Genomic DNA, 22,997 nt, shown 5'->3' on the forward strand with positions numbered 1-22,997 from the left:
ACATTGCCGCCGGGATTGGCGGCTGCCTCAAGTGCGCGCACTACGCTCGTGCCGATCGCAATGATGCGGCTGCCGGGCAGCTTCGCCCGCGCGACCTGCGCCGCGGTGCGCCCAGGGATGCGGTATGGCTCGTCGAAGGGAAGATGCGAATCGAGCGCGGGATCGCCGGTGGAAGAAATGCCCGCAGCATGCGTGAGGGTTGCAAAGCCGACGTCGCGCCGACGCCAGGCTTGGAGCGTTCGCCAGTCAAGCGCGAAGCCTGCCGACGGCGCCTCGAACGCGACCGGCCCGGCGGCAATCTTCGTCCAAACATCCCACAGTGCCAACGGCTCGGGAACATGCGCGTATTGGATCGGCCGGCCGTCGTGCGCCAGTCCTGCAAGCACCGCTGCGCGGTTGCCTGGGAAGTGCAACTCGAGAAGGCGTGGATGGTCGAGAAGGCGCTCGACGACGGCGTCAAGCGAGCCGAGCCGGAGGCGATCGCCTGGTGACAGCGGAGGTGGAGGCAGCCGGTCTTCCGTGCGCGTGCGGTGATCGCCCGAGCCGAAGGCAATCGCCACGAAACGGGTTGGATCGGGAAGTGACAGCCAGCCCGCCAGGCGGATCTCGATCGCCTCACCGCTTGGGACATGCGTGCCGTGCAAGCTGGCAGGCAAGGTCGCGGCGTCATTGGCGACGACCAGATCGCAGGGGTTGAACAGCGTCGCGAGTCCAGCTCGCGGCCGGTCGCGCATCGTGCCGTCGGCCTCGACGACGAACAGCCTGGCGGAGCGCCGATCGGGACGATCGGCGGCAATCATCCATGTGCTCCGGCGAGAAGCGTAGAGCGGACCGGCAACGCGTCGAGCATCTTTTCGATGATCTCGGCAGCTGCCTGCTCGGGGCGCTTCAAGGTCGCCGGATCAGCATCAGGGATCGCGAGCGCGTGCAGTGGGGTGTCCATATCGCCGGGGTCAAGCGCGAGGAGCCGGATGCCGTCGGCTTTTGCCTCCTCGTCCCAGATCGCCGTCAGATGGGCAAGAGCGGCCTTGCTCGCGCCGTATGCTCCCCAGCCGGGATAGGCGTTCACCGCGGCGTCGCTGGAAATGTTGATGACAGCGCGCCGCGGCCCTCGCGTGCGGACGCGGCAAGCGCACCGAACAGGGCTTTCGTCAGCCGGAAGGCGCCGACGAGATTGACCGCGAGCGCCATTTCCAGCTCCTCGCACTCGGTATCGGCAAGGAGCGCCAGAGGGACAGGGCCGAGGCTCGACGCATTGTTGATCAGGACATCGAGCCCGCCGAGGCTGGCAGTGACCTGCAACGCGATCGGGTAGATGTCCTCCTTCTTGCCGACGTCGCCGACAATGCCGTGCGCGCCCGTCTCGTCGGCGATGCGTTCGACATTCGCGGCGGTGCGGGCGACGAAGGCGACGCACGCACCCTGCGCGGTCAGCTGCCGCACAAGCGCCATTCCGAGCCCGGAGGTGCCGCCCGTGACCGCCACGCGAAGTCCCTGAAGTTCGACATTCGTCTGCATTGCCAGTGCTCCTTTAATCCGTATGCCTCTTGGTACAAGTTCAAGTTAACTTGAAGTCAAGCGGGAATTGTGCTTTCGTTCATGCATGGATTCCATGCTGACCATCACCGACGTGGCGCGGCGCAGCGGCGTCGCATCATCGGCCCTGCGCTTCTACGAGGAGCGCGGGCTGATCGCGTCCGAGCGGGCCGGCTCGGGACACAGACGCTACCAGCGATCCGTGCTGCGCCGGATCGCCTTCATCGTCTTCGCGCAGCGAATTGGGCTGACGCTTGAGGAGATCGGCGCCGAGCTGGCCAAGTTGCCAGCCGATCGCGTGCCGTCGCGTTGGGATTGGTCGCGGTTATCGGGCCAGTGGACCAAGCGCATCGACCAGCGCATCGCCGAGTTGCAGCGCCTGAGGTCGGGGCTTACCGAGTGCATCGGTTGCGGCTGCCTGTCGATCGACCGGTGTAGCCTTGCGAACCCTGCCGATATGGCAGGACGCAAGGGGCCGGGGCCGAGGTATTGGCTGGGGTGAGTTGGCAGCGTGCCTGTCACTATTGCAGAACTCGGCAGCGCAAGACTTCGCCAAGTGCGAGACGGTGCGGCCCCGGTAAGGTTCAGCGGCGGTATTGTTCGTCGCTGACTTTCTCCATCCGCTCGACGGCCTTGCAATCGAGTGATTCCTGAATAGCAATATGCGACATTGCCGTAGTTGGGGTCGCGCCATGCCAATACATCATTGATGATCTAGGAGCAGGCGGGGCGCATCGAAGAAGCTCGTCGGACGGGGCGGCGCAGCTTGTCGCGGCGCGGCCAACGTTCACCATCACGTCCTGGTTTAGAACGCAGTTCCGTAGGGATGTCGAGCGGATGGCCGCAGACATGGCCTCGCACCGCGCGGCCGGTGTCTCGGAACAGTAGATGCCCGTCACCCGATCCGGGCTTTGGGATTTTGCGACTAAACGGCAGCAACGAGAGTCATTGTTACGCGTTCGCCAAGCGGAAGAACGCGCCACTTTCCGACCTCAGCACCTCTAAGCGCGAACGTCTGGTGTGATGCCCGATGCGCGCGTTCGTAGGGCCATCTCGCTGTTACATCGCGGTGACAAAAGCACCGCGACGGTGGCGTCAACCGGTTACCAAGGGCAGCAAATATCTCCGGCCTTCTGGGATTGGCGTGTCAGCGTCCCCAGAGGCTGCGTGGGCGTGTCGCCGGTTGGCTGTTAGCGCGGCGACTGGAACGCTCCACGCCTCGCAAGCGGGATAGCGAAATCTCGTGAAGGCAAGGTCGAGCTGCGTTTTCCGTTCTGTATCGGCGACGGGCGGCGACTGGGAGAGACGGATACCATGCACGTGGGGCGTCTGGAAGTTGGCAGGACATGGACGCGGGGCGGCCCGCGTGCAGGCGCTTGGCTGAGCGGTGCAATGACCACGCAGCGCCACCTCGCAGCGATCATGGTTTGCGACGTGGTCGGCTATTCGCGCCTGACGGAGCGCGACGAGCGCGGCACGCTCGAGCGGCTGAAGATCTACCGCAAGGACCTCCTCGAACCGCTGGTCTCTGAGCACCGGGGTCGGATCGTCAAGCTCACCGGCGACGGCATGCTGTGTGAGTTCGCGAGCGTCGTCAACGCGGTGGCCTCGGCGATGGCGATCCAGCAGGCCCTGGCAGAACACGAGGCGGAGATGCCCGAGGAAGAGCGGATTCGCTTCCGCATCGGCATCAATCTCGGCGACGTGGTCTGCGAGGAGGACGGCGACCTCTACGGCGACGGGGTCAACATCGCCGCCCGCCTCGACAGCATCGCCGACCCCGGCACCGTGGTCGTCTCAGGCACCGCCTACGACCACCTTCAGGGCAAGCTCGACTGCGGCTTCACGCCGCTCGGCGACCTGCGCCTCAAGAACATCGAGCGGCCTGTGCGCGCCTACCGCGTCGAGACCGACGCCGGTGCCTCGGTGGCTGCACCGCCTCCGCTGCCCGCGAAACCCTCGATCGCGGTTCTGCCTTTTACCAACATGAGCGGCGATCCCGATCAGGAATACTTCGCCGACGGGCTGGTGGAGGACATCATCACGGGATTGAGCCGGGTGGACTCCTTCTTCGTGATCGCGCGCAACTCGTCCTTCACCTACAAGGGCCGGGCGGTGGACCTTCGCCAGGTCGGGCGCGAGCTGGGCGTCCGCTACGTGCTCGAAGGCAGCATCCGCAGAGCAGGATCGCGGGTGCGCATCAGTGGGCAGTTGGTGGACGCGATCAGCGGACATCATGTCTGGGCCGACCGCTTCGAGGGCGACGTGAGCGATATCTTCGACCTGCAGGACAAGGTGACCGAGAGCGTCGTCGGCGCTGTCGAACCGAGCATCCGGCTGCAGGAGATCAAGCAGGCGCGCATGAAGCCGACCGACTACATCGGTGCCTACGACCTCTACCTTCGTGCGCTGCCGCGCTTCTACAGCATGACGCGCGAAGGCTTCGCCGACGTGCGCCGGCTCACCAACGAGGCGCTCAGCATCGACCCAGGCTTCACCCTGGCGAAGGCACTCGGTGCCTATATCCGCAGCCTGTCGGTGAGTCAGTGCTGGCACGAGCCCGACGATATCCGCGTCGCCGTGCGCATGGCTCGCGAGGTGCTGGCGGACGCGCGAGACGACCCGACAAGCTTGCGTTTCGCCGCGCAGGTAATCGCCTACAGCGCCAAGGATTACGAGACGGCGCTGGACACGATCGAACGGTCCCTGCTCCTTAACCCCAATTCGGCGCAGGGCCATACGGGCAGCGGCTGGGTGAACGCCCATTCCGGCCACCCCCTCGTCGCGATCGAGCACTTCCACAGGGCAATGCGGCTGAGTCCGGTCGACCCCGAGAAGGGCATCGCGCTCTCCGGCATCGGGATGAGCTACCTGATGCTCGAACGCTACGAGGAAGCGCTGGTTTGGGGAGAACGAGCGCTGCGCGAGATGCCGAATTACGGCTCCTCGCACCGGGTGGTGATCATGGCGCTGGTCAAACTCAACCGGCTGGACGAAGCGCAGGCGGCGGCGCGGCGGCTGATGGAGGCGTTCCCGACCTACACGCTCACCCTGCAGAGACAGATCAACCCGTGGCGGGACAAGGTGTTCGCCGAGCGTTACGTCGAGGCGCTGGGCATCTCCGGCGTGCCGGAGTGATCGTCGCGTTTGCAAAGATGCCCTCTCCTGCGCGTCACGTCTGGCCAGGCGACGTCCCTTGATCCCGCGTCGCTTCTGGAAGGATAGTTCTCTGGCCGGCTTGTCGAGAACTGAGCGCGTAGAGCAGCTGTGAACAGCCGGCGCGAAGGCCGACGGACGGTTCAGCAAGCAGGACTTCGCCTATCTACCTGATCAGGATGTCTATCGCTGCCCGTCCGGAGCGTTGCTGACCTACCACTACAGCAACGTCGAGAATGGCATGACGCTGCGTCGCTACTGGTCGACCGCAGCTTGCGCGGCCTGCCCGATCAAGCGGCAATGCACGCCGTCCAAGGAGCGCCGGATCACCCGATGGGAGCGCGAGCATGTCGTGGAGGAGGTCCAGCGCCGGCTCGACGCCAATCCCGACGCCATGCGGACAGGCGCGAGACGGTCGAGCATCCCTTCGGCACGATCAAGGCCCGCATGGGCGCCACCCACTTCCTGACGAAACGCCTCCACAACGTCCCTTGCCTGCCCATGTATGGCCATGGTTGTTCCAGCGCTTTCGCGGCGTCAGCTATCGTGTTGACTACCGTGGCGTTGCGATCAAGGTAGATTGTCGGGCCCTCCTAATCGTTGCGACAGCCGGATTTGACCTGCGGGCGCCGGGTCGCTCCATCCTGGCTTGAGCTAAGCCGCCACTTCCGGCGTTTCTCCTCTCGATCGCGGAGTCGAGCAGCGACGAGCTGACCTGTCCTGATGACGACTGTCCCATTTCTGCAGTTGACGGCGAGCGGCGCGGCATTGCGGAAGCGCCGGCCCGCGCTGGCATTAATCAAGCCGATGAGCAATCCGCTGGCGAGTTTGCAATAGTCATCAACATAGGGCTACCGAGCGGGAGCCATCGTCATTCCAGATGGCTTTCATCGCCGCCTGCGCCGCCGTGATCCGAGGACGGCAGCGAAATCTTCCTTATCCGCACAAAGGGCATATAGTGGTAGGAACAAGAATATGGTCGGTTTCCAAATCTCATAGCCGGGCAAAGGGAGTTGAATGATGTCCACGAACAGCAAAGGTTTTTCGCGTCGCTGGGTCCTCGGCGGCAGCGCTGTCGCCTTCGCGGCCGGTCCGTTGGGAATGCCGTTCGTGCGAACGGCACACGCGCAGGTGGCGACCTACAAGGCCGGCGTTATTACCTCGCTGTCGGGCGAGAACATCCTCGGCGGCAACCTGACCAAGCGCGGTTACGACCTGTGGGCGGAGGCGATCAATGCCAAGGGGGGCGTCGAGGTCGCCGGCGAGCGTTTCAAGGTCGACATGTTCTACGGTGACGACCAGAGCAACCCGGCGACCGGCGCCGACGCCGCCGAGCGCCTAATCGTGCAGAACGAGGTGGACGTGCTGTTCGGCCCCTACACCAGCGGCTCGACCATCGCCGTGCAGCCGATCTGCCAGAAGTATCAGGTGCCGATGATTTCCGGCTCCGCGGAATCGCCGAACGTCTGGAAGGCCAAGCCGGAATTCAACTTCGGCATCATCCCGGCCGTAGACACCACTGCCGGTAAGTCGCTGGCCGTGCTGGCGAAACTGTCCAACCCCACGGCCAAGACGATTGCGGTGATCGGGGTCAACGAGCCCTTCTCGAAGGAAACCGGCGAAGGTTTCCGCGACGGAGCCAAGGAGGCCGGGCTGGAAGTCCTCGCCTACGAATTGGTGCCCGCCTCGGGCGACCTAACCCCAGTTATCTCTAAGATCGCAGCGCTCAATCCCGACATCGTCGCCGTCGGCGGCCATGAGGAGCCGCTGATCAATGTCGTCAAGACCTCGAAGTCGCTAAACTTCCGGCCCAAGGCGCTGATAATGCACTACGGCGTCACCGACCCGGCCTTCGCCGAGGCGCTGGCCGCGGACGCCGACGGCACCTGCGGCGTCTCGGTGTGGCTGCCATCGGTTCCGTACAAGGACGACGTCTTCGGCACCGCAAGGGAGTTTGCCGAGATGGCGCAAAAGAAGTCCGGGCACGAGCCCGACTACACCGAAGCGGCCTGCGCGGCCAGCGGCCTCGTTTTCGGCGATGCCGTCAAGCGACTCGGCAAGAAGCCGGCACTAACGCCCGAAGACAGGGTGGCGCTGAAGGACGCGATCGCGGAGACAGAAATCCAGACCTTCTATGGGCCGATCAAGTTCGAGAAGGAAGGCAACCACTACCATGACAACGTCCAACCGGTTCCGGTGCTGATCCAGATTCAGGGCGGCAAGACGGTGGCGGTGGGCCCGAAAGAGGCCGCGTCGGCAAACCTCACCTACCCGCTGCCGGCCTGGAAATAAGCGGCTTCGGACAGGGGGTGGGCAGCCTCATCGCCATCACCCTTTCTGGGGGAACGACGACGGTTGCGCGTGCTCAGAAAATAACGGACCATGCCATAGAGTGCGGCCGCCTTGCCGCGGCACCCCGCGTTTTTTTGGTTTGGCTGACTGACGGATGGTTCCCGCCTTGGATCTTTTCCTACAGACCTTGCTGAACGGCCTTCTGATCGGCGGCGTCATCGCCACCTTTACGATCGGATTCCAGCTCGCTTTCGGCGTGCTGCACGTCATCGATTTCGCTGTGGGCGGCTGGGTCGTACTGGGTGGCTATCTCGGCTACTACATGGCCGCCGGACTGGGCGTAGACGGATTCCTGGCGATCCCCGTGGCATTCGTGCTGTTCGGCGCCATTGGCTATCTGATTGGGCCGATCCTCTACAATGTCCGCAACAGCCGCACGGCTCGGCCGGAATTGATGGCGCTGGCGCTGACCTTCGGCCTGTTCACGCTGCTACGCGGCGGCATGCTGACCGCGTGGGGCTTCAATACCCACAGCGTTCCGACGGCGTTGAGCGGCGAGAGCCTTGCCGTCGGGCCGGTGACGGTGCCGCTGATCCGCGTGGCGGCGGCGGCGTTCGCCATCGCCATCGCCGGCGGGCTGTTCCTGTTCCTCTACCGCACCCGCTATGGGTTGGCGATCCGAGCGACGGCCGAAAACCGGCAGAACGCTGCGCTGATGGGCGTCAACATTCGCCGCCTCAGCGCCAATGTGTACGGGCTCTACGCAGGCATCACCGCCATGGCCGGCGTGCTGATGGGTGCAATTTTTTCAGTCAATCCGGAGGTCGGCCTGCGCTATACGCTGTTCGCGTTCTTCGTGGCTGTGCTTGCCGGGTTGGGCTCCGTCGGCGGTGCCCTTGTCGCCGCCTTGCTGCTCGGCGTCATCGAAGCCTTCGTCGCGACCTATGTCGGGTCGAGCTATTCGCTGCTGGCGATCTTCGCCACGCTGTTCCTCGTCCTGCTCCTGTCCCCGAGCGGGATCCTGCGACACGGCCTGTGAGGCCGGACATGAAGCAACGCCGGACCGGCCTCCTCCTGCTGATTGGGGTGATCATTGTGCTGGCGCTCCTGCCGATGCTGGTCAACAACTACTGGCTGCGCATCGCCACCGGCGCGCTGATGTGGGCGGGGCTGGCCTGCTCCTGGAACATGCTCGGCGGCTATGCCGGCTACATCAATTTCGGCCATTCGGCTTTCTTCGGGCTCGGCGCCTATGTCACGGCGCTGCTGATGGGCGACAAACTCGCCTGGCCCTTCTTTGCCACCGTCCCGGCCGGTATCGTGGTGACGGCGCTGTTTGCCATCATGATCGGCGCGCCGACACTTCGCCTGCGCGGCGCCTATTTCGCTATAGCCACCTGGGCATTCGCCGAGGTGCTCATCCAGTTCACCTCGGTGATGGACTTTACCGGCGGCATTGGCGGAATTGGGCTGCCGCCCTTTCTCGACGAGCGCTTCTTCTACTTCGCCATGTTCGGCGCGGCTGCGCTGACCTACCTTATCACCTGGGCGCTGTTCGAGCGGTCGCGTTTCGGGCTGAAGGTCAAGGCGCTGCGCGACCACGAGCCGGCTGCCGAGGCAATCGGTATCAACACGTCGCTGGTCAAGCTGCAAACCTTCGTACTCAGCGCCGTTACCGCTTCGGTGTTCGGCGCGATCTTCGCCTACTGGGTCACCTTCATCAATCCGAAAAGCGTCTTCGGCGGCGACATCACCGACCAGATGGTGGTAATGGTGCTGCTGGGCGGGTTAGGCAGCCTGTGGGGGCCGGCACTGGGCGGTGTAGGGCTGTTCGTCGTCAACCGCGTGATCTGGATGTACTGGGGCGACACCGCCTTCTATATCGCCATATTGGGCGCGGCCATCGTGTTGGTGGTGGTGTTCATGCCGAACGGCATCGCCGGTCTGTTTTCGCGGCACGGGGCCAAGTCCGGCGCCGTGCTGGACAAGGCGGTCGGCAAGGTTGTCGGCGACGGCCATGGAGGGCCCAATTGAGCGTGGTCGAGGGCAAAACGGCCGGGGCCGGCGACCCTATCCTCGTCGTGCGCGAACTCTACCGCCATTTCGGCGGCATCAAGGCTGTCAACGGTGTGTCTCTGGAGGTCGGTCGGCGCGAGATCGCCGGCCTGATTGGGCCCAACGGGTCCGGCAAGTCGACTCTGTTCAGCCTGGTGTCGGGCACGGTGGCGCCGGATCGTGGCCAGATCCGCTTCGACGGTCACGAAATTGGCGGCCGAAAGGCTCACGCGATCGCGCGGCTGGGGCTTGCGCGCACCTTCCAGATTCCGGCCATGTTCGACAATATGAGCGTCACCGAAAACCTGCTAGCGGCAGCGGCCGAGGGCCATTGGCAGGGCGCCCGTGATCGGGCAGCCGAAACGCTGGCGCTGCTCACGCTGGACCATGTCGCCGACAATCGCGCTTCGGACCTTTCGGGCGGCCAGCAGAAGCTGCTGGAGTTCGGGCGCGTCATCATGCGACAGGCCACGCTCATTTTGCTCGACGAGGTGACGGCGGGCGTGCATCCCAACATCCGCAAGATCATCCTAGAGGCCATCGCGCGGCTGCGCGAACACGGCATCACCTTCCTGGTCATCGAGCACGACATGGAGATGGTACGCAACGTGTGCGATCGCATCATCGTCATGGATGCAGGGCGCGTCGTGGCCAGCGGCTCTTTTAACGACATCGTTCGCAATTCGGAAGTTATGCAGACCTATCTGGGGCGGCCGCAATGAGCACCACCCTCACCGCCGAAAACATCGTCACCGGCTACGGCAAGCAGGAGATCGTCCATGGCGTTTCACTAAGCGCGGAGGCTGGTAAGATCACCTGCATCTTCGGACCGAACGGCTGTGGCAAGTCGACCCTGCTCAAGGCGATTGCCGGCGCCCTGCCGGTGTGGAGCGGCACGGCCAGCCTGGGCGATGCAACGCTCTCCAACCTTGCCGTCCATGAGGTGGTGCGCCAGGGGCTGGTGCTGATGCCGCAGGGCGGCGGTGTGTTTCCGCGCCTCACAGTGATAGAGAATTTGCGCATGGGGGGCTACGCCATCGCGGACAGCCGGCTAGTCGAACAGCGCATCGAGGCGGTGATCGAGCAATATCCTTCTTTGGCGCGGCGACGGCGAACCGCGGCCGGTTCGCTTTCTGGCGGCGAGCAGGCAATGCTTGGGCTGGGGCGAGCGCTGGTCTCGGAACCGCGCTTCATTCTGCTCGACGAGCCTTCCGCCGGATTATCGCCGGCCATGGTCATCGAGACGCTCGAGCGCATTGGCAGCCTCACCGCGCACGGCATCGGCATCGTGATGGTGGAGCAGAATATCCGTGAGGCGATGCCGATGGCAGACAAGCTTTACATCCTGGCGGCCGGCGAAAGGCGCTTCGAGGGAAAGCCTCAGGATGTGCGCGACGATCGGCAGATCATGGATATTTATATGGGTGGAGCGTGAGAGGGCATTTGCAGTTCGGTCGGTCCTGGACGTGAGATTGCCGAGAGTCGAAGAGAGAAGCCTGTCTGCTCATGGCATCTCGCCTTCAGCGACGATGTCCACCTCATCATCACGCTCCCCGCTCGTCTGGCCAACCGGAATATCGCCGGCGAGCAGCTTGTCTTTGGCAGCAGGCCAGCGTCCTCGAGTGCCTCGAAATCCGGCAGGTCGCGCAACGTGTCAAAGCCGAAGTGGGTCAGGAACTTATTGTGACACCAATTAGTCAGGAGACGCCGAGCTGGCGTGTCTTTGAACATTTGCGACGCATCTTGTCCTGGCAATGCACGAGTTTGTTGCCTGCTCGCACAAAGTGCTCGAAACCGGTAAGGTCCTGGGTTAGAAGAGCTGGCAGGATGCCCCTTATGAAAAACCCGACGATGGACGATACCGACGATGGGCGCCCGAATGGCGGACGCAGCGCTCTGTTCACGCCGCCCGGCGATGCGTCCGGCGCGGAGCGGGTTTCGCGCCGGCGCAAGGCGCTGCTGTCGTCCTCGATGGTCGGCTCGACCAATCGCGGCCGTGTGCTGCAGGCCCTGTTCGATCTTGGGCCGACGAGCAGGGCTGAACTGGCCCGCCTGGCCGGGGTCAACCGCACCACCATTTCCGGAATCGTGCAGCCGCTGATCGACGATCAGGTGCTGGTCGAGAGCGACCCGGTTCCTCCCAGTCCGGGCGGCGGCAAGCCGGCCCGGCCGCTGTGGTTCTCGCCCAATGCCCGTCCGATCTGCGGTGTGCTGCTGATGCCGGATGCCGTGCATGCCTGCGTGGCGACGCTCGACGGCAAGATCGAATCGGAACGCAAGATGGCCCTGCCGGACGGCAGGGGGCCGGTCCGGCCAATCATCGAGTCGATCGCTGAATGCGTCGGCGACACTCTCTCCAGGGCGCGGCGCATGCCTCTCGGGATCGGTGTTGGCGTCGGCGGCATGGTTGACACCGATCGCGGGTCGATCGTCGCTGTCAATCTCGCGCCGGCGCTCGACCGCTACCCGCTAGCCGACGATCTCGGGCGACGCTTCGGCCTGCCGGTCAAGCTCGACCATCATCCGCGCGCCTTGCTGGTCGGCGACCGCTGGTTCGGCGCCGGGCGCGGCGTCAGGCAATTCGCGGTCGTCTACACGGGCGAGGTGCTGGGCGGCGCACTCTATTTCGACGGGCACCTCTATCGTGGCACGGCAGGCGCAGGCGGCGAACTCGGACACACTTTCGTGCAGCTCGACGGCGAGCCCTGCCGCTGTGGCAGGCGCGGCTGCTGGGACACCATTGCCACCTTGAGCTGGCTCCGGCGGGAGGCCGCCCGCACGGCTCTGCCAGAGCCAGACCTGATCGACTCGGCCCGCCTCGTCGACATGGCGGCGCGGCGGCTGCCGGGAGCGGCTGAGCTGCTCGACCGCTATGCCCGCAACGTCGCCGTCGGCATCGCCAATCTGCAGCAGACGGTGGCGCCCAACATTTTCATCATGCATGGCGATGTCGTGCTCGGCGGCGATTGCCTGCTCGGCGCAATCGCGGAGCATGTCCGCGCCATGGTTCCGTCACGACCCGGCGGCGCGATCGAATTCATTGCCGGCGATGCAGGTGACCGGGCCGCCCTCCTAGGCGCAGCCGGTCTGGTGATTTCCGAGCTGCTGCAGCTTCCGATCTAGGTATTCCGACACCCAACTATCCAGCGAGCCCCGGATAGCTTTGGAACCAGGGCTGCATACGTTCGAACTGAGCCGCCATCGCCAGAACGGTTTCGTCGGCGTGCCGCCGCCCGATGATCTGCAGGCCGACCGGCAGGCCCTGCGCCGTCAGGCCGGCCGGAACCGAAATCGCCGGATGGCCGGTATAGTTGATCGGATAGGTCATGCACCAGCCGATCAGCGGATCGACCGCCTCGCCATTGATCGATGTCGGCCCGATCGTGTTGCCGTCGGGGGCATTCTTGACGGGCGGAACGGCCAGCGTCGGCGAGACGATCAGGTCATGGGTTTCGAATACATCCTCGAGGCCGTCAAGGACGCCGGTGCGCAAAAGATCGTCGAGCGCATGGTCGACGGCGGACACCTTGTAGGCGCCCTCCAGCATGGCGAGGAACTGCGGGGTGAGCACCTTGGCGTGCTTGCCCATTAGGTCGATGCCCTCCTGTTTCCAGTACACGGCGATGGCAGCATAGTGGATCGAGATCGTGCGCACCCAAAGCGCAGCCAGTTCCTTGTGATCGGCCCTGAAATCGAGCTCGACCTCATCAACCTCAATGCCATGTGCTCGCATGACATCGACTGCCCGGGCAACGACGGTGGCGACCCCGGCTTCGACCGGAAAATTGCCCAGTCGCGGGCTGTAGGCCACGCGCAGTTTCGGCGTCCGCCCGGCAACGGCGCCGACATAGTCAACGCCGTGATCCGGCAGGCAGAACGGGTCGCGGTTGTGAGGCCCGGCCATGATCTTGGTCATCAGCGCGGCGTCCGCAACGGTGCGGGTCAGCGGTCCGATATGGACCAGAGGATGTCCCCACAAGAAGGCGTCGGGGCGAGTCACCGAAGGAATGCGGCCGAAAGAGGGCTTGAAGCCGACGGTGCCGCTGAACGAGGCGGGGATGCGGACCGAACCGCCGCCGTCCGTGCCTTGCGCCAGGGCCGCCATGCCGTCGCCGACCGCTGCCGCACTGCCGCCGGACGAGCCGCCGGAATTGTAGCCGATCGCGAAGGGCGTGCTGGTCGGCCCGAAGCGCAGATTGTCGGTGATACCTTTATGGCCGAACTCCGGCGTGTTGGTCTTGCCGAGCACGATGGCGCCTGCGTCGAGCAGGCGCTCGACCGCCACAGCACTTGTTTTGGGCACCCGGTCGTGCACCGCCCACGACCCCATCGAGGTCGGCACGCCGGCCATATCGTCGAGGTCCTTGATGCCGACGGGGACGCCATGCAGCGGTCCAAGCGAACCGCCTGCCATCACGGCCTTTTCGGCGGCCCGCGCAGCTTCCATCGCCTGGTCGCCGAGAACCAGCGTATAGGCGTTGACCACCGGGTTGCGCGCCTCGATGCGGCGCAGATAGGCCTCGGTTACTTCAACCGGCGACAGGTCGCGGCGCCGGATGCGCTGGGCCAGTTCCGTGGCCGGCAGGAAACAGATCTGGTCGTCTGCAGAAGTCATAAGCCGTTCCAGCTTGTTGGGTGCTATTTGATGAACACTGGATTTGCCGCGCCGCCGGTGCCCTTGCTCACTTTGACCGGACTGGCGCAGTAGAAGCCTTCGTAGCGGCGGTCCGAGGCACAGTCGGCGGCCAGCAGGTCGAGCGATGCCATTTCGGTGAACGCCACGCCCAGATTGCGCATCAGCGCGGCGTGCAGCACCAGCATCAACCCGGTCTCGGGCTCGTAGGTTGTCTCGTTGGCCAGTGTGTCGGTAACCAGACAGGGGATCTGCATCTGGTCGAACCAGCGCACGAGGTCGAGGCTGAAGGTCAGTCCGGGTTCCCAATATCCATCGCCGACGCGCTGGCTTCCCGCCGCCAGTGCGCCGACCCAGCCGGTGCGAACGAGAAGGATGCTGCGCGGCAGGATATCGACCGCTTGGGCCCGGGCGCATTCCATGAGGTCGCGATGCGTGAATGTTTCAGCGCGCTCAAGGGCCGGTTTGCCGCGGAACCGGGCGATGTCGAGCAGCACGCCGCGTCCGACGATCCCGCGCTCCGCGATCGGCATGATGCTGGCCTTGGTCATGCCGCCATTGGTACTGCTTGCCGCGAAGCCGTTCCAAAGCGTGTCGTCGAACCACATGTGGCCGAGCGCGTCGCAATGCGTGCCGGCCTGTGCGAAGCTGGTGATATAGTCGTCTGCGAATTCGAGGCCGCCGGCAAGCGGTTGCCAGTGACCGTTCTCGAAGCCGGCCTTGTCGGCGACCATGAAATGCTTCGCCGGCCAGCGGCCGGGAAAGACGGCATCGCCCTCAGAAGTCCCGACCGGCACGCCGAGGGTGAAGGTGCGGCCGTCCCGCACCAACGCCAGGCCCCGCTTGACCTCGTCGGCGGTCAGATAGTTGAGCGCTCCGATCTCGTCGTCGGCACCCCAATGCCCCCAGCGGCTCGGCGCATTGCCCAGCAGCCGGCGCAGCGTCATCGTTTCAGCCGCGCTCATGCTTCCGCCTGCGCGGTCGCCGGCTGCCTGGCGCCGGTGATATAAGCGACGACATCCTCCATGTTGGTGCCGGAACTTGCGAGATCGGCGACCTTGCGGCCCCTGCGCATCACCACCACGCGGTTGCACACCTGCCAGAGATGATCGAGATTGTGGGTGACCATGACGATCGTCAGCCCCTGGGCGCCGAGTCGTTTGATGAGGTCGAGCACCTCACGGGATTCGCGCACGCCGAGCGCCGCGGTGGGCTCGTCGAGCAGCAGCAGCTTGTGGCCCCAAAAGGCACCGCGCGCGATCGCCACCAATTGGCGCTGGCCGCCGGACATGCGATCCACCGGTTTGCTGCGCACCCCGGGGATCTCGATGTGCAGTTCCTCGAGGCCGCGCATCGCGATGTCGCCCATCGATTTGCGGCGGATCCAGCGCAGCAGCGCCGGGCCGCGGCCAAGCGCAATCTCGCGGCCGAGAAAGAAGTTTTCGGCGGCAGTGAACGTGCCGATCAGCGACAGGTCCTGATAGACCGTCTCGATGCCGAGGCGTTGCGCTTCGGACGGCGGCGACAACTTTTGCGGCCGCCCTTCGAGGATCACGTCGCCGGAAGTTGGGTCATGCGCGCCGGCCAGGATTTTGATCAGCGTCGACTTGCCGGCACCATTGTCGCCAACGAGGCCGAGTATGTCGCCCCTGGCGATGTCCAGCGAAACGTCATCGAGTGCCTGGATGCCGCCGAAGCTGCGGCAGATCCGGCGCAGGCTGAGCAGCATCTTCTGCGCCATGGCCTATCCCCTCGCATAGCGGCGGCCAATACCGCCGAGCGCTACGGCGACGACGAGAAGGCAGCCGGTGAACAGGAACTGCGTGAAGATCGGCGCGCCGATCATGGCCAGCCCATTGTTGCCGACGGCGACCGTCAGCACGCCGATCAAGGTGCCGAGGATATGGAACTGACCCTCTCGCAGCGCCGCCGAACCGAGGAAGGCGGCCGAAAACGACGTCAGCATGAAGCTGTCACCCGCCGTCACCTGGCCGGAGCCGAGATTGGAGGCCATCAGCACGCCACCGATAGCAGCACAGGTGCTGGCGATGGCGAAGGCAACGATGCGGCTGCGATCGACGGCGACGCCGGCGCGGCGCGCTGATTCCGGGCTGACGCCGATGGCCTTGATGTGTTGGCCCTGCACTGTTCGGTTGAGGATCACCCACAGCAGCGCAAGCACGACGGCCATGATGATGACGAGGTGCGGCACTCCGGCAATCCGGCCGATCGCGATACTGGTGAATTCGCGCGACTGGGTGAGCTGCAGCGGAATTCCGCCCGAATAGGCGTAGTTCAGCCCGACGATGATGGTGCCCGTGCCAAGCGTGGCAATGAAGGCGTTCACCCCGATCTTCGAAACGACAATGCCGTTGACAATGCCGATGACCGTTCCGAGGCCGACGACAAGGAAGATGGCGGGTAGGATCGGCAAGCCACTGCTGCTCAACAGCCCGACCACGAGAAGCCCGCAGAAACTCGCGACATAGCCGATACTGAGATCGAAATCACCGGCGACGAGGGGCACGGTGAGGCCGGCCGCGACAATGGTGCCGATCGCCATGTCGTTTACGATGTTGCGAAAATTGCCGATGGTTGCGAAGGTCCCCGGCTCCAGCACCGAGAAGATCCCCAGCATCGACGCCAGCACGATGATGGTGCCGTAGGTTCCAAGCAGGCGCATGAGCAACGCGCGCCGCTGTCGGGCATTGGGCGAGGCATAGCCGGTCTGCGTTGACGGCAGGACGCGGGGCGCCTCTGCCGGAGCGTGGGTTTCGGGCAGGGAATGATCAGCGGACATGGCGGCTCTCATGACAGCACTCCGGCCCGGCCAGGCAAGTCCGGCCCAGACCCACAATCAGGAGAGCTTACTGCGGATTGTCCTTGATGAACTTGTCGACGTTCTCTTTGGTGACGAGCGTATAGCCTGGCACGAAGGATTTGGGCTTCCACTGGTCGCCGGCTGCCAGGATGTCGGGAATCTGATCGACTAGCATTTTGCCTGCCGAAGTCAGATCGACACCGAGCGTGGCGGTCATCGTCCCGTCCTTGACAGCCTGGACAGCGGGCGCCGTGGCGTTGAACGAATAGACCTTCACGTCGCTGCGGCCGTTCTGCTTCAGCGCCGCGATCGCGCCCATAGCGTTGTCGTCATAGCAGTTGAAGATGGCGAACGGCCCCTTGGCGTTGGCATTAGCTGCAAGCCAGGCGCTGGTCGCGGCCTGCGACGATTCGGCAGCACCCGGGATGCTGATCTCGTGCGAGGTCGCCTTGAGCCCCGGATTTGCCTTGACGGCCGTATCGAAGGCGTCGGCTCGTTCGCGGCACGGAATGCCGGGATGGTAGGTGAGGTCGAGTACAGTTCCGGACTTGCCGATGTCCTTCAGCATCAAGTCCATCAGCGGTTGCGCAGCACCGGTACTTGCAGATAGCGCGATCCCGTCTGCCATGCCGCCGCCGGCCGAAAGCACGGGGATCTTTGCGTCCGCCGCCGCCTGGAGCCCGGCCGCCAGGCCCGTCGAATCGAAGACCGTGACGATGATGGCGTCCACCTTCTTGGTTGCCAGCTGCTTGATGCTGGTGATCGCTTGCGAAGGATCGCCATTGGCATTGAGCGTTTCCACCGACCAGCCCTTAGACTTGGCTTCCTGGCTCATCGTGTCGACCATCTGGTTTGTGTCGACGTCGGATGTCGAGAAGGTGACGATGCCGATCGTCAGCTTGTCATTCGTGGCGAGGGCGGTCGACGTGAAGGATGCTGCGACGAGCGCTGCGGTCGAGAGTTTCTGAAAGCGGTTCACTGTGCGTATCCCCTGTTGACCGAGTGTTCCGGCTCACCTCCAGACCGCGCAGCAGCCCAGCTTGGGCGCCATCTACAGGTCGTCACAGTCAGTCTGTTTGTTCGTGCGAGCCACGTACTAACTATAGGCACAAGCTCTTATGCCGCGCAACGGCTAATTTCAACCGGCTTTGGTCACTCGAGGTTCAATCGCTGTGGGGCTCTTGGGGCAAGCGCGCGGCTAGGCCGCCTTCTTGATCTCCGCGACCTGAACGCCCAGTCGGAACGCCTGACCGTCTGCGAACGAACGCGCGTAGCTCTCAGATGTAAAAGGGACCGTGGTGGTGGTGCCGTTGACCGTCACGCGAACCGACCACTCTTTGTCCCTAATGATTTCAACGGCATGTTGCTCATGCGCAGCCATGCATTCCTCCCAGAATCTTCCGTTGAGGATGGGAGGATAGCGTCGTAAAACTGGTTTGCATGCAAATAATCCGACACCGCGACGTCGAAATGTCGAAACACGCACAGCTAGGCTTAAGTCGATGGCCTCGCCTTGAGCTGTTCGAGGTGTTCCTTGGCGAGGTTGAAAGTGCGGTGGCAGTCTCTTCAGCCTCCGCCCGGAAGCGGACATCGCGGGTGACAATGCTGGAGGTCATGTTGCGCGCCATTTGCTGACCTTCATGGCATCTACAAACCTGCCGTTCGCGCTATGACTTGATGCGACCTCCCATGGCCCGAAACGACCGCTGCCCAGGGTTCCGCAGTCATTCCTCCCATCGCCCCCGGCGGAACCCGTTCGATCCAGACCGGTTGCTATGCCAGCATGCAGAACCGCGGCCTGACACCATCATGTGGATATGGGATTTGGCGCAGTCCTCGCAGCCTCGACATGTCCGCGCGGTATTAGAGCTGGAACTCAGCCGAAAATTCAGCTCCATCAGGATGCAGCGTAAGCCGGGAGCTGCCCTTCAGGGTGTGGCGGAACGCTGCCTCCAGGACGCGGGAGCCGTAGCCGGTGCGGCCGGCGCTGGTTATGATCGGGCAACGTTCCCGCCAGCGAAACATTACACGCGTCGCGCCCCCTTCGCCCGCCTGCACCGTCCATTGAATGTCAACTCGCCCCTCAGGCGAAGCAAACGCGCCATGCTTGACTGCGTTGGTGGTGAGTTCGTGAACGGCCATTGCGAATGCCTGGACCGCATCTTGCGGTAGCGCGATTGCGGGGCCGTCGAGATTGAAGTTCCCACCTTCCCGTCCGCCATGCGCCTGCAGCTCCAGCCGCAGAATCTCGGACATATCAACACTTCCCCTCGGCGCGCGCACCAACAGATCCTGCGTGCGTGCCATGGCACCGAGCCTGCTCTCGAAGGCTCGGCCGAATTCCTCAAGCGAACCGCTGTCGCGCAGCGTTCGTCTTACCAGCGCATCGACGGTGGTGAGGACGTTCTTTATCCGGTGATGGAGCTCGCCAACCTGCGTTTCCCGCTCCTTCTCCATGCGGCGCTGCTCGGTGACGTCGCGGATCGCCAGCAGTATGAGGTCGAGGTGGTCGAGGCGTCGCCCGTTGAGGAGCATGACGCGGCGGCCGACGTGCTCAAAATCATGCTCCACTTCCACATCATCGAAGGCGTTGTTGTTGGGCAGGACGTTCTCAAGCAGCTCTCTCAGACGCGGGATGTCCCATTGCCGATTGCCGAGCTCGTAGATCAGCCGCCCCTTAGTGTCGTCAGGAGACACCTGGAAGGCGTCATAGAAGGGCCGGTTGGCGCGAACCACCTTCAGGTCCCAATCGAGCACCAGGAGCGCCTCCCGGGTACTGTCGATCAGCTTTTCCCCGAACTCGACGTAGCCTTCGAGTTCGAACCGGGCCTGTTCGGTCTCGGTGCGATCTGAGATGACCAAAAGGATCAGTTCAGGGCGGTCGCCCTCGGGCGGCAGCCGCCTCGCGTTCAGGATCATGATCCTTTTGCCGATCTCCGGGAACTTATGCTCTAGCCGGTAGTGCTCCACTACCCACTGCTGCGGCAGGATCTCTTCCAGGAGCCGACGGAGCTCGGGGATATTCCACTGGCCATTGCCGAGTTCGTAGAGCAGGCGCCCGCGGGTCTCTTCGGTGTCGACCTTGAACAGCGTATAGAACGCCGAATTGGCTTCCTCGACCGTAAGGTCGTCTCTTAGGACCAGCAGCGGCTGATCCATGGTCTGCAGGATCGCTTCGGCAAGGCCAGTTGAACCGAGATTGGCCTGCTTTCCCCCGAGGATTTTTGGTTGCCCATTCGTTACAATGAACAGCAGATTGAGCTAGAGTCCAGTTGGTAGCTCCTTGTGAGCCCCATTTGATCGGAAACAGAAGGAATGGCCTCTTTCTAACGTCAACCGGTCTGCGGCGCGCGCAGCCAGAAAGTCGGCTCGCCGGCCAACCGCGACGAAGAACGCTCCGCGGCTGTACGGCAGAACGAATCCTTCGGCCGGCTCGGTCGCGCCATGCGCGGACGTCTGCAGTGGACTCACTGAAGATCGCGATCCGGCCTCTTCTCGGATGTTTGCCCAGCAAGATCAGGCGAATTGATGATCCATTTCCTGACAGCGATCCCACGAGAATGTCGTGATCAAAAGCTACCAGGAACGGGATCAACATTGGTTGGATCGGGTGGGCCGCGATGTTGGACGTGCACTGCGGATTTCGGGCGGAATACACGTTTCGCTGCGCCCATGTGATTCCTTGATCCGTTTCCAACGAGGTTCCCCTGCCGCTGGTTTCCGACCGATCAGGCTGGCCGCGGTTTGTAAAAGCGGCACCAGCCATCAGGGCTGATTTCGCCCGCAACGATCTCGCATGCATTCGGCTCCAGGAAATGGGCGCACCCTGCGCAGCGGCGACCTTTGTCTGGAACATCCTGATAGAGTGCCAGAGGCTTTGGCGTTATTCCGGCGCCACGCGCCGCAGGCTGGCCCGTCATGCAGGAAGCAAGCCCGCCTCCACCGGCATGGCGACGCCGGTCATCGATACCTTCAGAAACTTCCGACGAGACAGCGTCTGGCTTGGCACGCTGTGTGCCGACCAGCGATTTGCCTCACTACGATCACCGTTCATAACCTTTCCTCCCAATCGACATCCGAGGAACGCCGACGCCGTCAAGTGCTGGGTCAAATCGACTTGAGGTACTCGATCAGATCACTCTTTTCCTGATCGGTCAGATCAAGGCCCAGATGGTCGTCATAATGCTTGATGACGTCATTGAGGGTGGCGAACCGCCCGTCGTGGTAGAAACCGCCCTTGTGGATTTTTTCCGTGTTCCAAAGTGCACGCAACGATGCCGTCCTGTAACGCTCGTCCGGGGATCGCATCGCCTGGAAATCGTCGATCCCGATCTCATCGGCCGTATGCAGGTTCCATCCCGGCTCGGTGAATAGTGGCGGCACGTGGCAAGTGCCGCATTTGGCCTTGTCATTGAAAAGTGCCTCGCCTTTCTCCGCCGCCGCACTGTCGAAGGCGCCCTCGGGCGGCTTCGGGGTCGGCAGCGAAAGCTGATAGAAGTGAAGCGCCGGCAGCTTCGCCGTGATCCGGTCTTCCTCGTCCTGCTTGTGGCCCTGTTTCGTTCTCGCTGCGACCGGATACTTCTCTGTATCGTCCAGGCGCGGATCGTAGAAAACGCCTTTGCCGTGCATTTCGAGATTGCCGACATAGGCGTTCCAGTAGCTCACCGTGCCCCAGGCTCCGGTCCATGTATGGTTGTTCACGCCGGCCAATCCGAAGGCGGGTGGATTGAGCGTGGCGGCCGTCTTGCCGTCCGGCCGGAATGCCTTGCCGTCGAGGTTCAGTTCAGCATCGAATTTGCCAGGGCCCCATGCTTCCACCGCCTTCTTCACCTCCGCTTCGGATATCTGCAGCATTTCGGTGAACGCCGTGAGGTCAGGCGCCAATGCAACGACAGCGCCTATATTGAGGTCGCGGTTCGGCCAGCCGTCCAGCCTATGCCCGATGCCTGGCGCATATGCGTCGTCAACAGTCGAATGGCACACGGCACATTGTATGCCGACCGAAGTCAGCGTCTTTCCGTCCTCGGCGAAGAACCCGGTGACCCCGACAACGGCATTGGCTTTGAGCAGGAGAAGCGTGCTTGCAGGATCGGTAAGGTCGACCTCACCTTTGTCGAGAGCTGCAGCCACGTCCTTCGGAATTGCATTGACATCGACCTTGAGGCCAAGTTCGAGAGCCATTTCCGGGCTGAGGCCAGGTCCGACCCCGCCCAGTTTCTCCCCGGCGATCGCCTCATGGAGCTTGAGCTTGCCGCCCCAAAACTCCTCGCTACCAAAGGTATCGAAACGGAAAGTCTCGCGACCTTCCTTGAGATATCGCTTGGCCTGCTCGGCCGCGGCGGCGTCAAAATCCTTTCCACTGACCGATCCTTTTGCGCCCGTCTGGGCAGCGGCCGGAATCAAAGCCGCGGAGACCAGAATGACCAAGGAGACACCAATACGATTGAACCGTGCTGACACTGCCTTGTCCTCCCGAACATTGTTTTCCAGTTGGTCTACCCGTTCGGCGTCCCGATTGCGTGGCTACCGAATCTGGCTGACAATATTGGATGACCGAACCGTCAAAACGTTCCCGCGTCCGGCGCGAAGACCGATCGATCGATAGAGCATGGACCTTCTGCCGGCATGGGAGAGAGAGGCGCAGAAAGACCTTCCGTCACGCAGTCAGGCTGGAAAACGAAGGCGATCTATAACGGTGTCGATTAGTCGCTCGCAGCGTCGGCCCTTGAAGGGGAAGGCATTGAGCAGCACGGGGCCAATCTGCTCGTCTAGCTCTTGGCGAAGGAGACGGCGAGCGCGATGGAGCCGCGTCCGCACTGTCTCGGGACGCACGCCGAGCAGTTCCGCTGTCTCGTCATTAGAGAGTCCTTCGATTGCTCGGGCAATAAGAACAACGCGGTAGGCGGGGGGCAGCCTATCGGTTGCCTGTTCGACCAAGCTCAGGATTTGTCGTTGCGCCACCGTTCGCTCTGCGTCCCCGGAATGCTTGTCGAGAGCAAACTGTATGACTTCGGCATTGGCCCGTGCCGCGGATTTTGCAAAAGCTGCCGCGCGCCGACTCCTTCGCAAGCGTCCTAATGCCTCGTTGACGACGATCCTGCAGAGCCATGTCGACAATGCCGATTCTCCTCGAAACTCGGCAAAGTGGGCGAAGGCGTTGACATAGGCTTCCTGAACGATGTCCTCGGCTTCGCTGTCGTCGTCGGCCAATCCACGCGCGATACGGTAGAGGCGCTGGTTGTGCATCTGCATGATGGTTCGTAATGCGTCCGCGTCGCGCGCCAACGCGCGGCGGACCAGTTCCACATCCTTGGAATTGCGCCCGTCATCGCCCCTGTCGATGCGTGGGTCGGACATGACAACTTATCTAATCACCAATTCGGTGCCGTCACAGCAAAAAAGGTCCTAGTCGACTCTTTCATCAGTGGAAGGCAACAGGCAATCAAACACAGCGGCGAGAAGCCAAGCCGACGGCGCCTATCATGCCGACAATGCTGTGACGCT

General features: G+C 63.3%; 20 protein-coding genes and 2 pseudogenes. 9 read left to right on the top strand and 13 right to left on the bottom strand.

Annotated features, from left to right (window positions below; translation table 11 throughout):
• The 3 genes from NKI59_RS29210 to NKI59_RS29220 form a co-directional block, all read right to left on the bottom strand.
• Nucleotides 1-800: S-adenosylmethionine:tRNA ribosyltransferase-isomerase (locus tag NKI59_RS29210; RefSeq protein ID WP_352708154.1), on the bottom strand; the 800-nt coding region annotated here is incomplete at its 3' end.
• Nucleotides 797-1,069: an SDR family NAD(P)-dependent oxidoreductase gene (locus NKI59_RS29215; protein WP_352708155.1), complete on the bottom strand. Its 273-nt coding sequence runs from the start codon at nucleotides 1,067-1,069 to the stop codon at nucleotides 797-799. The genes NKI59_RS29210 and NKI59_RS29215, both read right to left, overlap by 4 nt.
• Nucleotides 1,066-1,518, bottom strand: coding sequence for an SDR family NAD(P)-dependent oxidoreductase (locus NKI59_RS29220; RefSeq protein WP_352708156.1), 453 nt, complete (start codon nucleotides 1,516-1,518; stop codon nucleotides 1,066-1,068). Before NKI59_RS29220 ends, NKI59_RS29215 begins: the two co-directional genes overlap by 4 nt.
• An 85-nt stretch (nucleotides 1,519-1,603) precedes the next feature.
• Here NKI59_RS29220 and soxR point away from each other — a divergent pair, with 85 nt between their 5' ends.
• The 8 genes and pseudogenes from soxR to NKI59_RS29265 all read left to right on the top strand — a co-directional run bounded on the left by soxR (nucleotide 1,604) and on the right by NKI59_RS29265 (nucleotide 10,474).
• Nucleotides 1,604-2,038 carry a redox-sensitive transcriptional activator SoxR gene (soxR, locus tag NKI59_RS29225; RefSeq protein WP_352708157.1) on the top strand — a complete coding sequence of 145 codons (435 nt, stop codon included), beginning with the start codon at nucleotides 1,604-1,606 and terminating at the stop codon, nucleotides 2,036-2,038.
• Nucleotides 2,039-2,928: 890 nt separating this feature from the next.
• Nucleotides 2,929-4,674, top strand: coding sequence for an adenylate/guanylate cyclase domain-containing protein (locus NKI59_RS29235; protein ID WP_352595132.1), 1,746 nt, complete (start codon nucleotides 2,929-2,931; stop codon nucleotides 4,672-4,674).
• 133 nt (nucleotides 4,675-4,807) lie between these two features.
• A pseudogene (locus NKI59_RS29240) lies at nucleotides 4,808-5,181 on the top strand (transposase); the annotation flags it as partial.
• A gap of 531 nt (nucleotides 5,182-5,712) precedes the next feature.
• Entirely contained in the window at nucleotides 5,713-6,984 is a 1,272-nt protein-coding gene (locus NKI59_RS29245; RefSeq protein ID WP_352708159.1) for an amino acid ABC transporter substrate-binding protein, read from the top strand.
• A 166-nt stretch (nucleotides 6,985-7,150) separates the two neighbouring features.
• The gene (locus tag NKI59_RS29250) at nucleotides 7,151-8,023 is read left to right on the top strand and encodes a branched-chain amino acid ABC transporter permease (protein WP_352642802.1); all 873 of its coding nucleotides are present in this window, start codon (nucleotides 7,151-7,153) and stop codon (nucleotides 8,021-8,023) included.
• An 8-nt stretch (nucleotides 8,024-8,031) separates the two neighbouring features.
• Entirely contained in the window at nucleotides 8,032-9,018 is a 987-nt protein-coding gene (locus NKI59_RS29255; RefSeq protein ID WP_352595138.1) for a branched-chain amino acid ABC transporter permease, read from the top strand.
• Between the two features lie 2 nt (nucleotides 9,019-9,020).
• Nucleotides 9,021-9,761: an ABC transporter ATP-binding protein gene (locus NKI59_RS29260; RefSeq protein ID WP_156937422.1), complete on the top strand. Its 741-nt coding sequence runs from the start codon at nucleotides 9,021-9,023 to the stop codon at nucleotides 9,759-9,761.
• Complete coding sequence (locus tag NKI59_RS29265) at nucleotides 9,758-10,474, top strand: ABC transporter ATP-binding protein (RefSeq protein ID WP_352595141.1); 717 nt, start codon at nucleotides 9,758-9,760, stop codon at nucleotides 10,472-10,474. The genes NKI59_RS29260 and NKI59_RS29265 overlap by 4 nt, the downstream gene beginning before the upstream one ends.
• Before the next feature lie 69 nt (nucleotides 10,475-10,543).
• Here NKI59_RS29265 and NKI59_RS29270 read toward each other — a convergent pair.
• Nucleotides 10,544-10,719, bottom strand: a pseudogene (locus NKI59_RS29270) (SMC-Scp complex subunit ScpB); the annotation flags it as partial.
• Nucleotides 10,720-10,875: 156 nt separating this feature from the next.
• Between NKI59_RS29270 and NKI59_RS29275 the strand changes: the two are divergent.
• Nucleotides 10,876-12,162 carry an ROK family protein gene (locus NKI59_RS29275; protein WP_352595144.1) on the top strand — a complete coding sequence of 429 codons (1,287 nt, stop codon included), beginning with the start codon at nucleotides 10,876-10,878 and terminating at the stop codon, nucleotides 12,160-12,162.
• A 16-nt stretch (nucleotides 12,163-12,178) separates the two neighbouring features.
• Here the strand turns inward: NKI59_RS29275 and NKI59_RS29280 are convergent, their stop codons facing one another.
• From NKI59_RS29280 to NKI59_RS29320, 9 genes are all read right to left on the bottom strand, one after another.
• The gene (locus NKI59_RS29280) at nucleotides 12,179-13,654 is read right to left on the bottom strand and encodes an amidase (protein ID WP_352595146.1); all 1,476 of its coding nucleotides are present in this window, start codon (nucleotides 13,652-13,654) and stop codon (nucleotides 12,179-12,181) included.
• A gap of 23 nt (nucleotides 13,655-13,677) precedes the next feature.
• Nucleotides 13,678-14,637, bottom strand: coding sequence for a cyclase family protein (locus NKI59_RS29285; RefSeq protein ID WP_352624514.1), 960 nt, complete (start codon nucleotides 14,635-14,637; stop codon nucleotides 13,678-13,680).
• Nucleotides 14,634-15,413, bottom strand: a complete 780-nt coding sequence (locus NKI59_RS29290) for an ATP-binding cassette domain-containing protein (RefSeq protein WP_352457238.1) — start codon at nucleotides 15,411-15,413, stop codon at nucleotides 14,634-14,636. Before NKI59_RS29290 ends, NKI59_RS29285 begins: the two co-directional genes overlap by 4 nt.
• 3 nt (nucleotides 15,414-15,416) lie before the next feature.
• Complete coding sequence (locus NKI59_RS29295; RefSeq protein WP_352624516.1) at nucleotides 15,417-16,472, bottom strand: ABC transporter permease; 1,056 nt, start codon at nucleotides 16,470-16,472, stop codon at nucleotides 15,417-15,419.
• 67 nt (nucleotides 16,473-16,539) lie between these two features.
• A complete protein-coding gene (locus tag NKI59_RS29300; protein ID WP_352595153.1) occupies nucleotides 16,540-17,472 on the bottom strand; it encodes a sugar ABC transporter substrate-binding protein in 933 nt (310 codons plus the stop codon).
• A 219-nt stretch (nucleotides 17,473-17,691) separates the two neighbouring features.
• Nucleotides 17,692-17,874, bottom strand: a complete 183-nt coding sequence (locus NKI59_RS29305) for a hypothetical protein (protein ID WP_023679139.1) — start codon at nucleotides 17,872-17,874, stop codon at nucleotides 17,692-17,694.
• Nucleotides 17,875-18,356: 482 nt separating this feature from the next.
• Nucleotides 18,357-19,748, bottom strand: a complete 1,392-nt coding sequence (locus NKI59_RS29310; protein ID WP_502901117.1) for a sensor histidine kinase — start codon at nucleotides 19,746-19,748, stop codon at nucleotides 18,357-18,359.
• An 852-nt stretch (nucleotides 19,749-20,600) separates the two neighbouring features.
• Nucleotides 20,601-21,953 (bottom strand): hypothetical protein, encoded by a 1,353-nt coding sequence (locus tag NKI59_RS29315; protein WP_352624521.1) that lies wholly within the window; start codon nucleotides 21,951-21,953, stop codon nucleotides 20,601-20,603.
• 204 nt (nucleotides 21,954-22,157) lie between these two features.
• Complete coding sequence (locus NKI59_RS29320; protein WP_023679398.1) at nucleotides 22,158-22,850, bottom strand: RNA polymerase sigma factor; 693 nt, start codon at nucleotides 22,848-22,850, stop codon at nucleotides 22,158-22,160.
• Nucleotides 22,851-22,997 lie beyond the last annotated feature (147 nt).

The organism is Mesorhizobium sp. M0598, assembly GCF_040320865.1.
Taxonomy (GTDB): Bacteria; Pseudomonadota; Alphaproteobacteria; order Rhizobiales; family Rhizobiaceae; genus Mesorhizobium.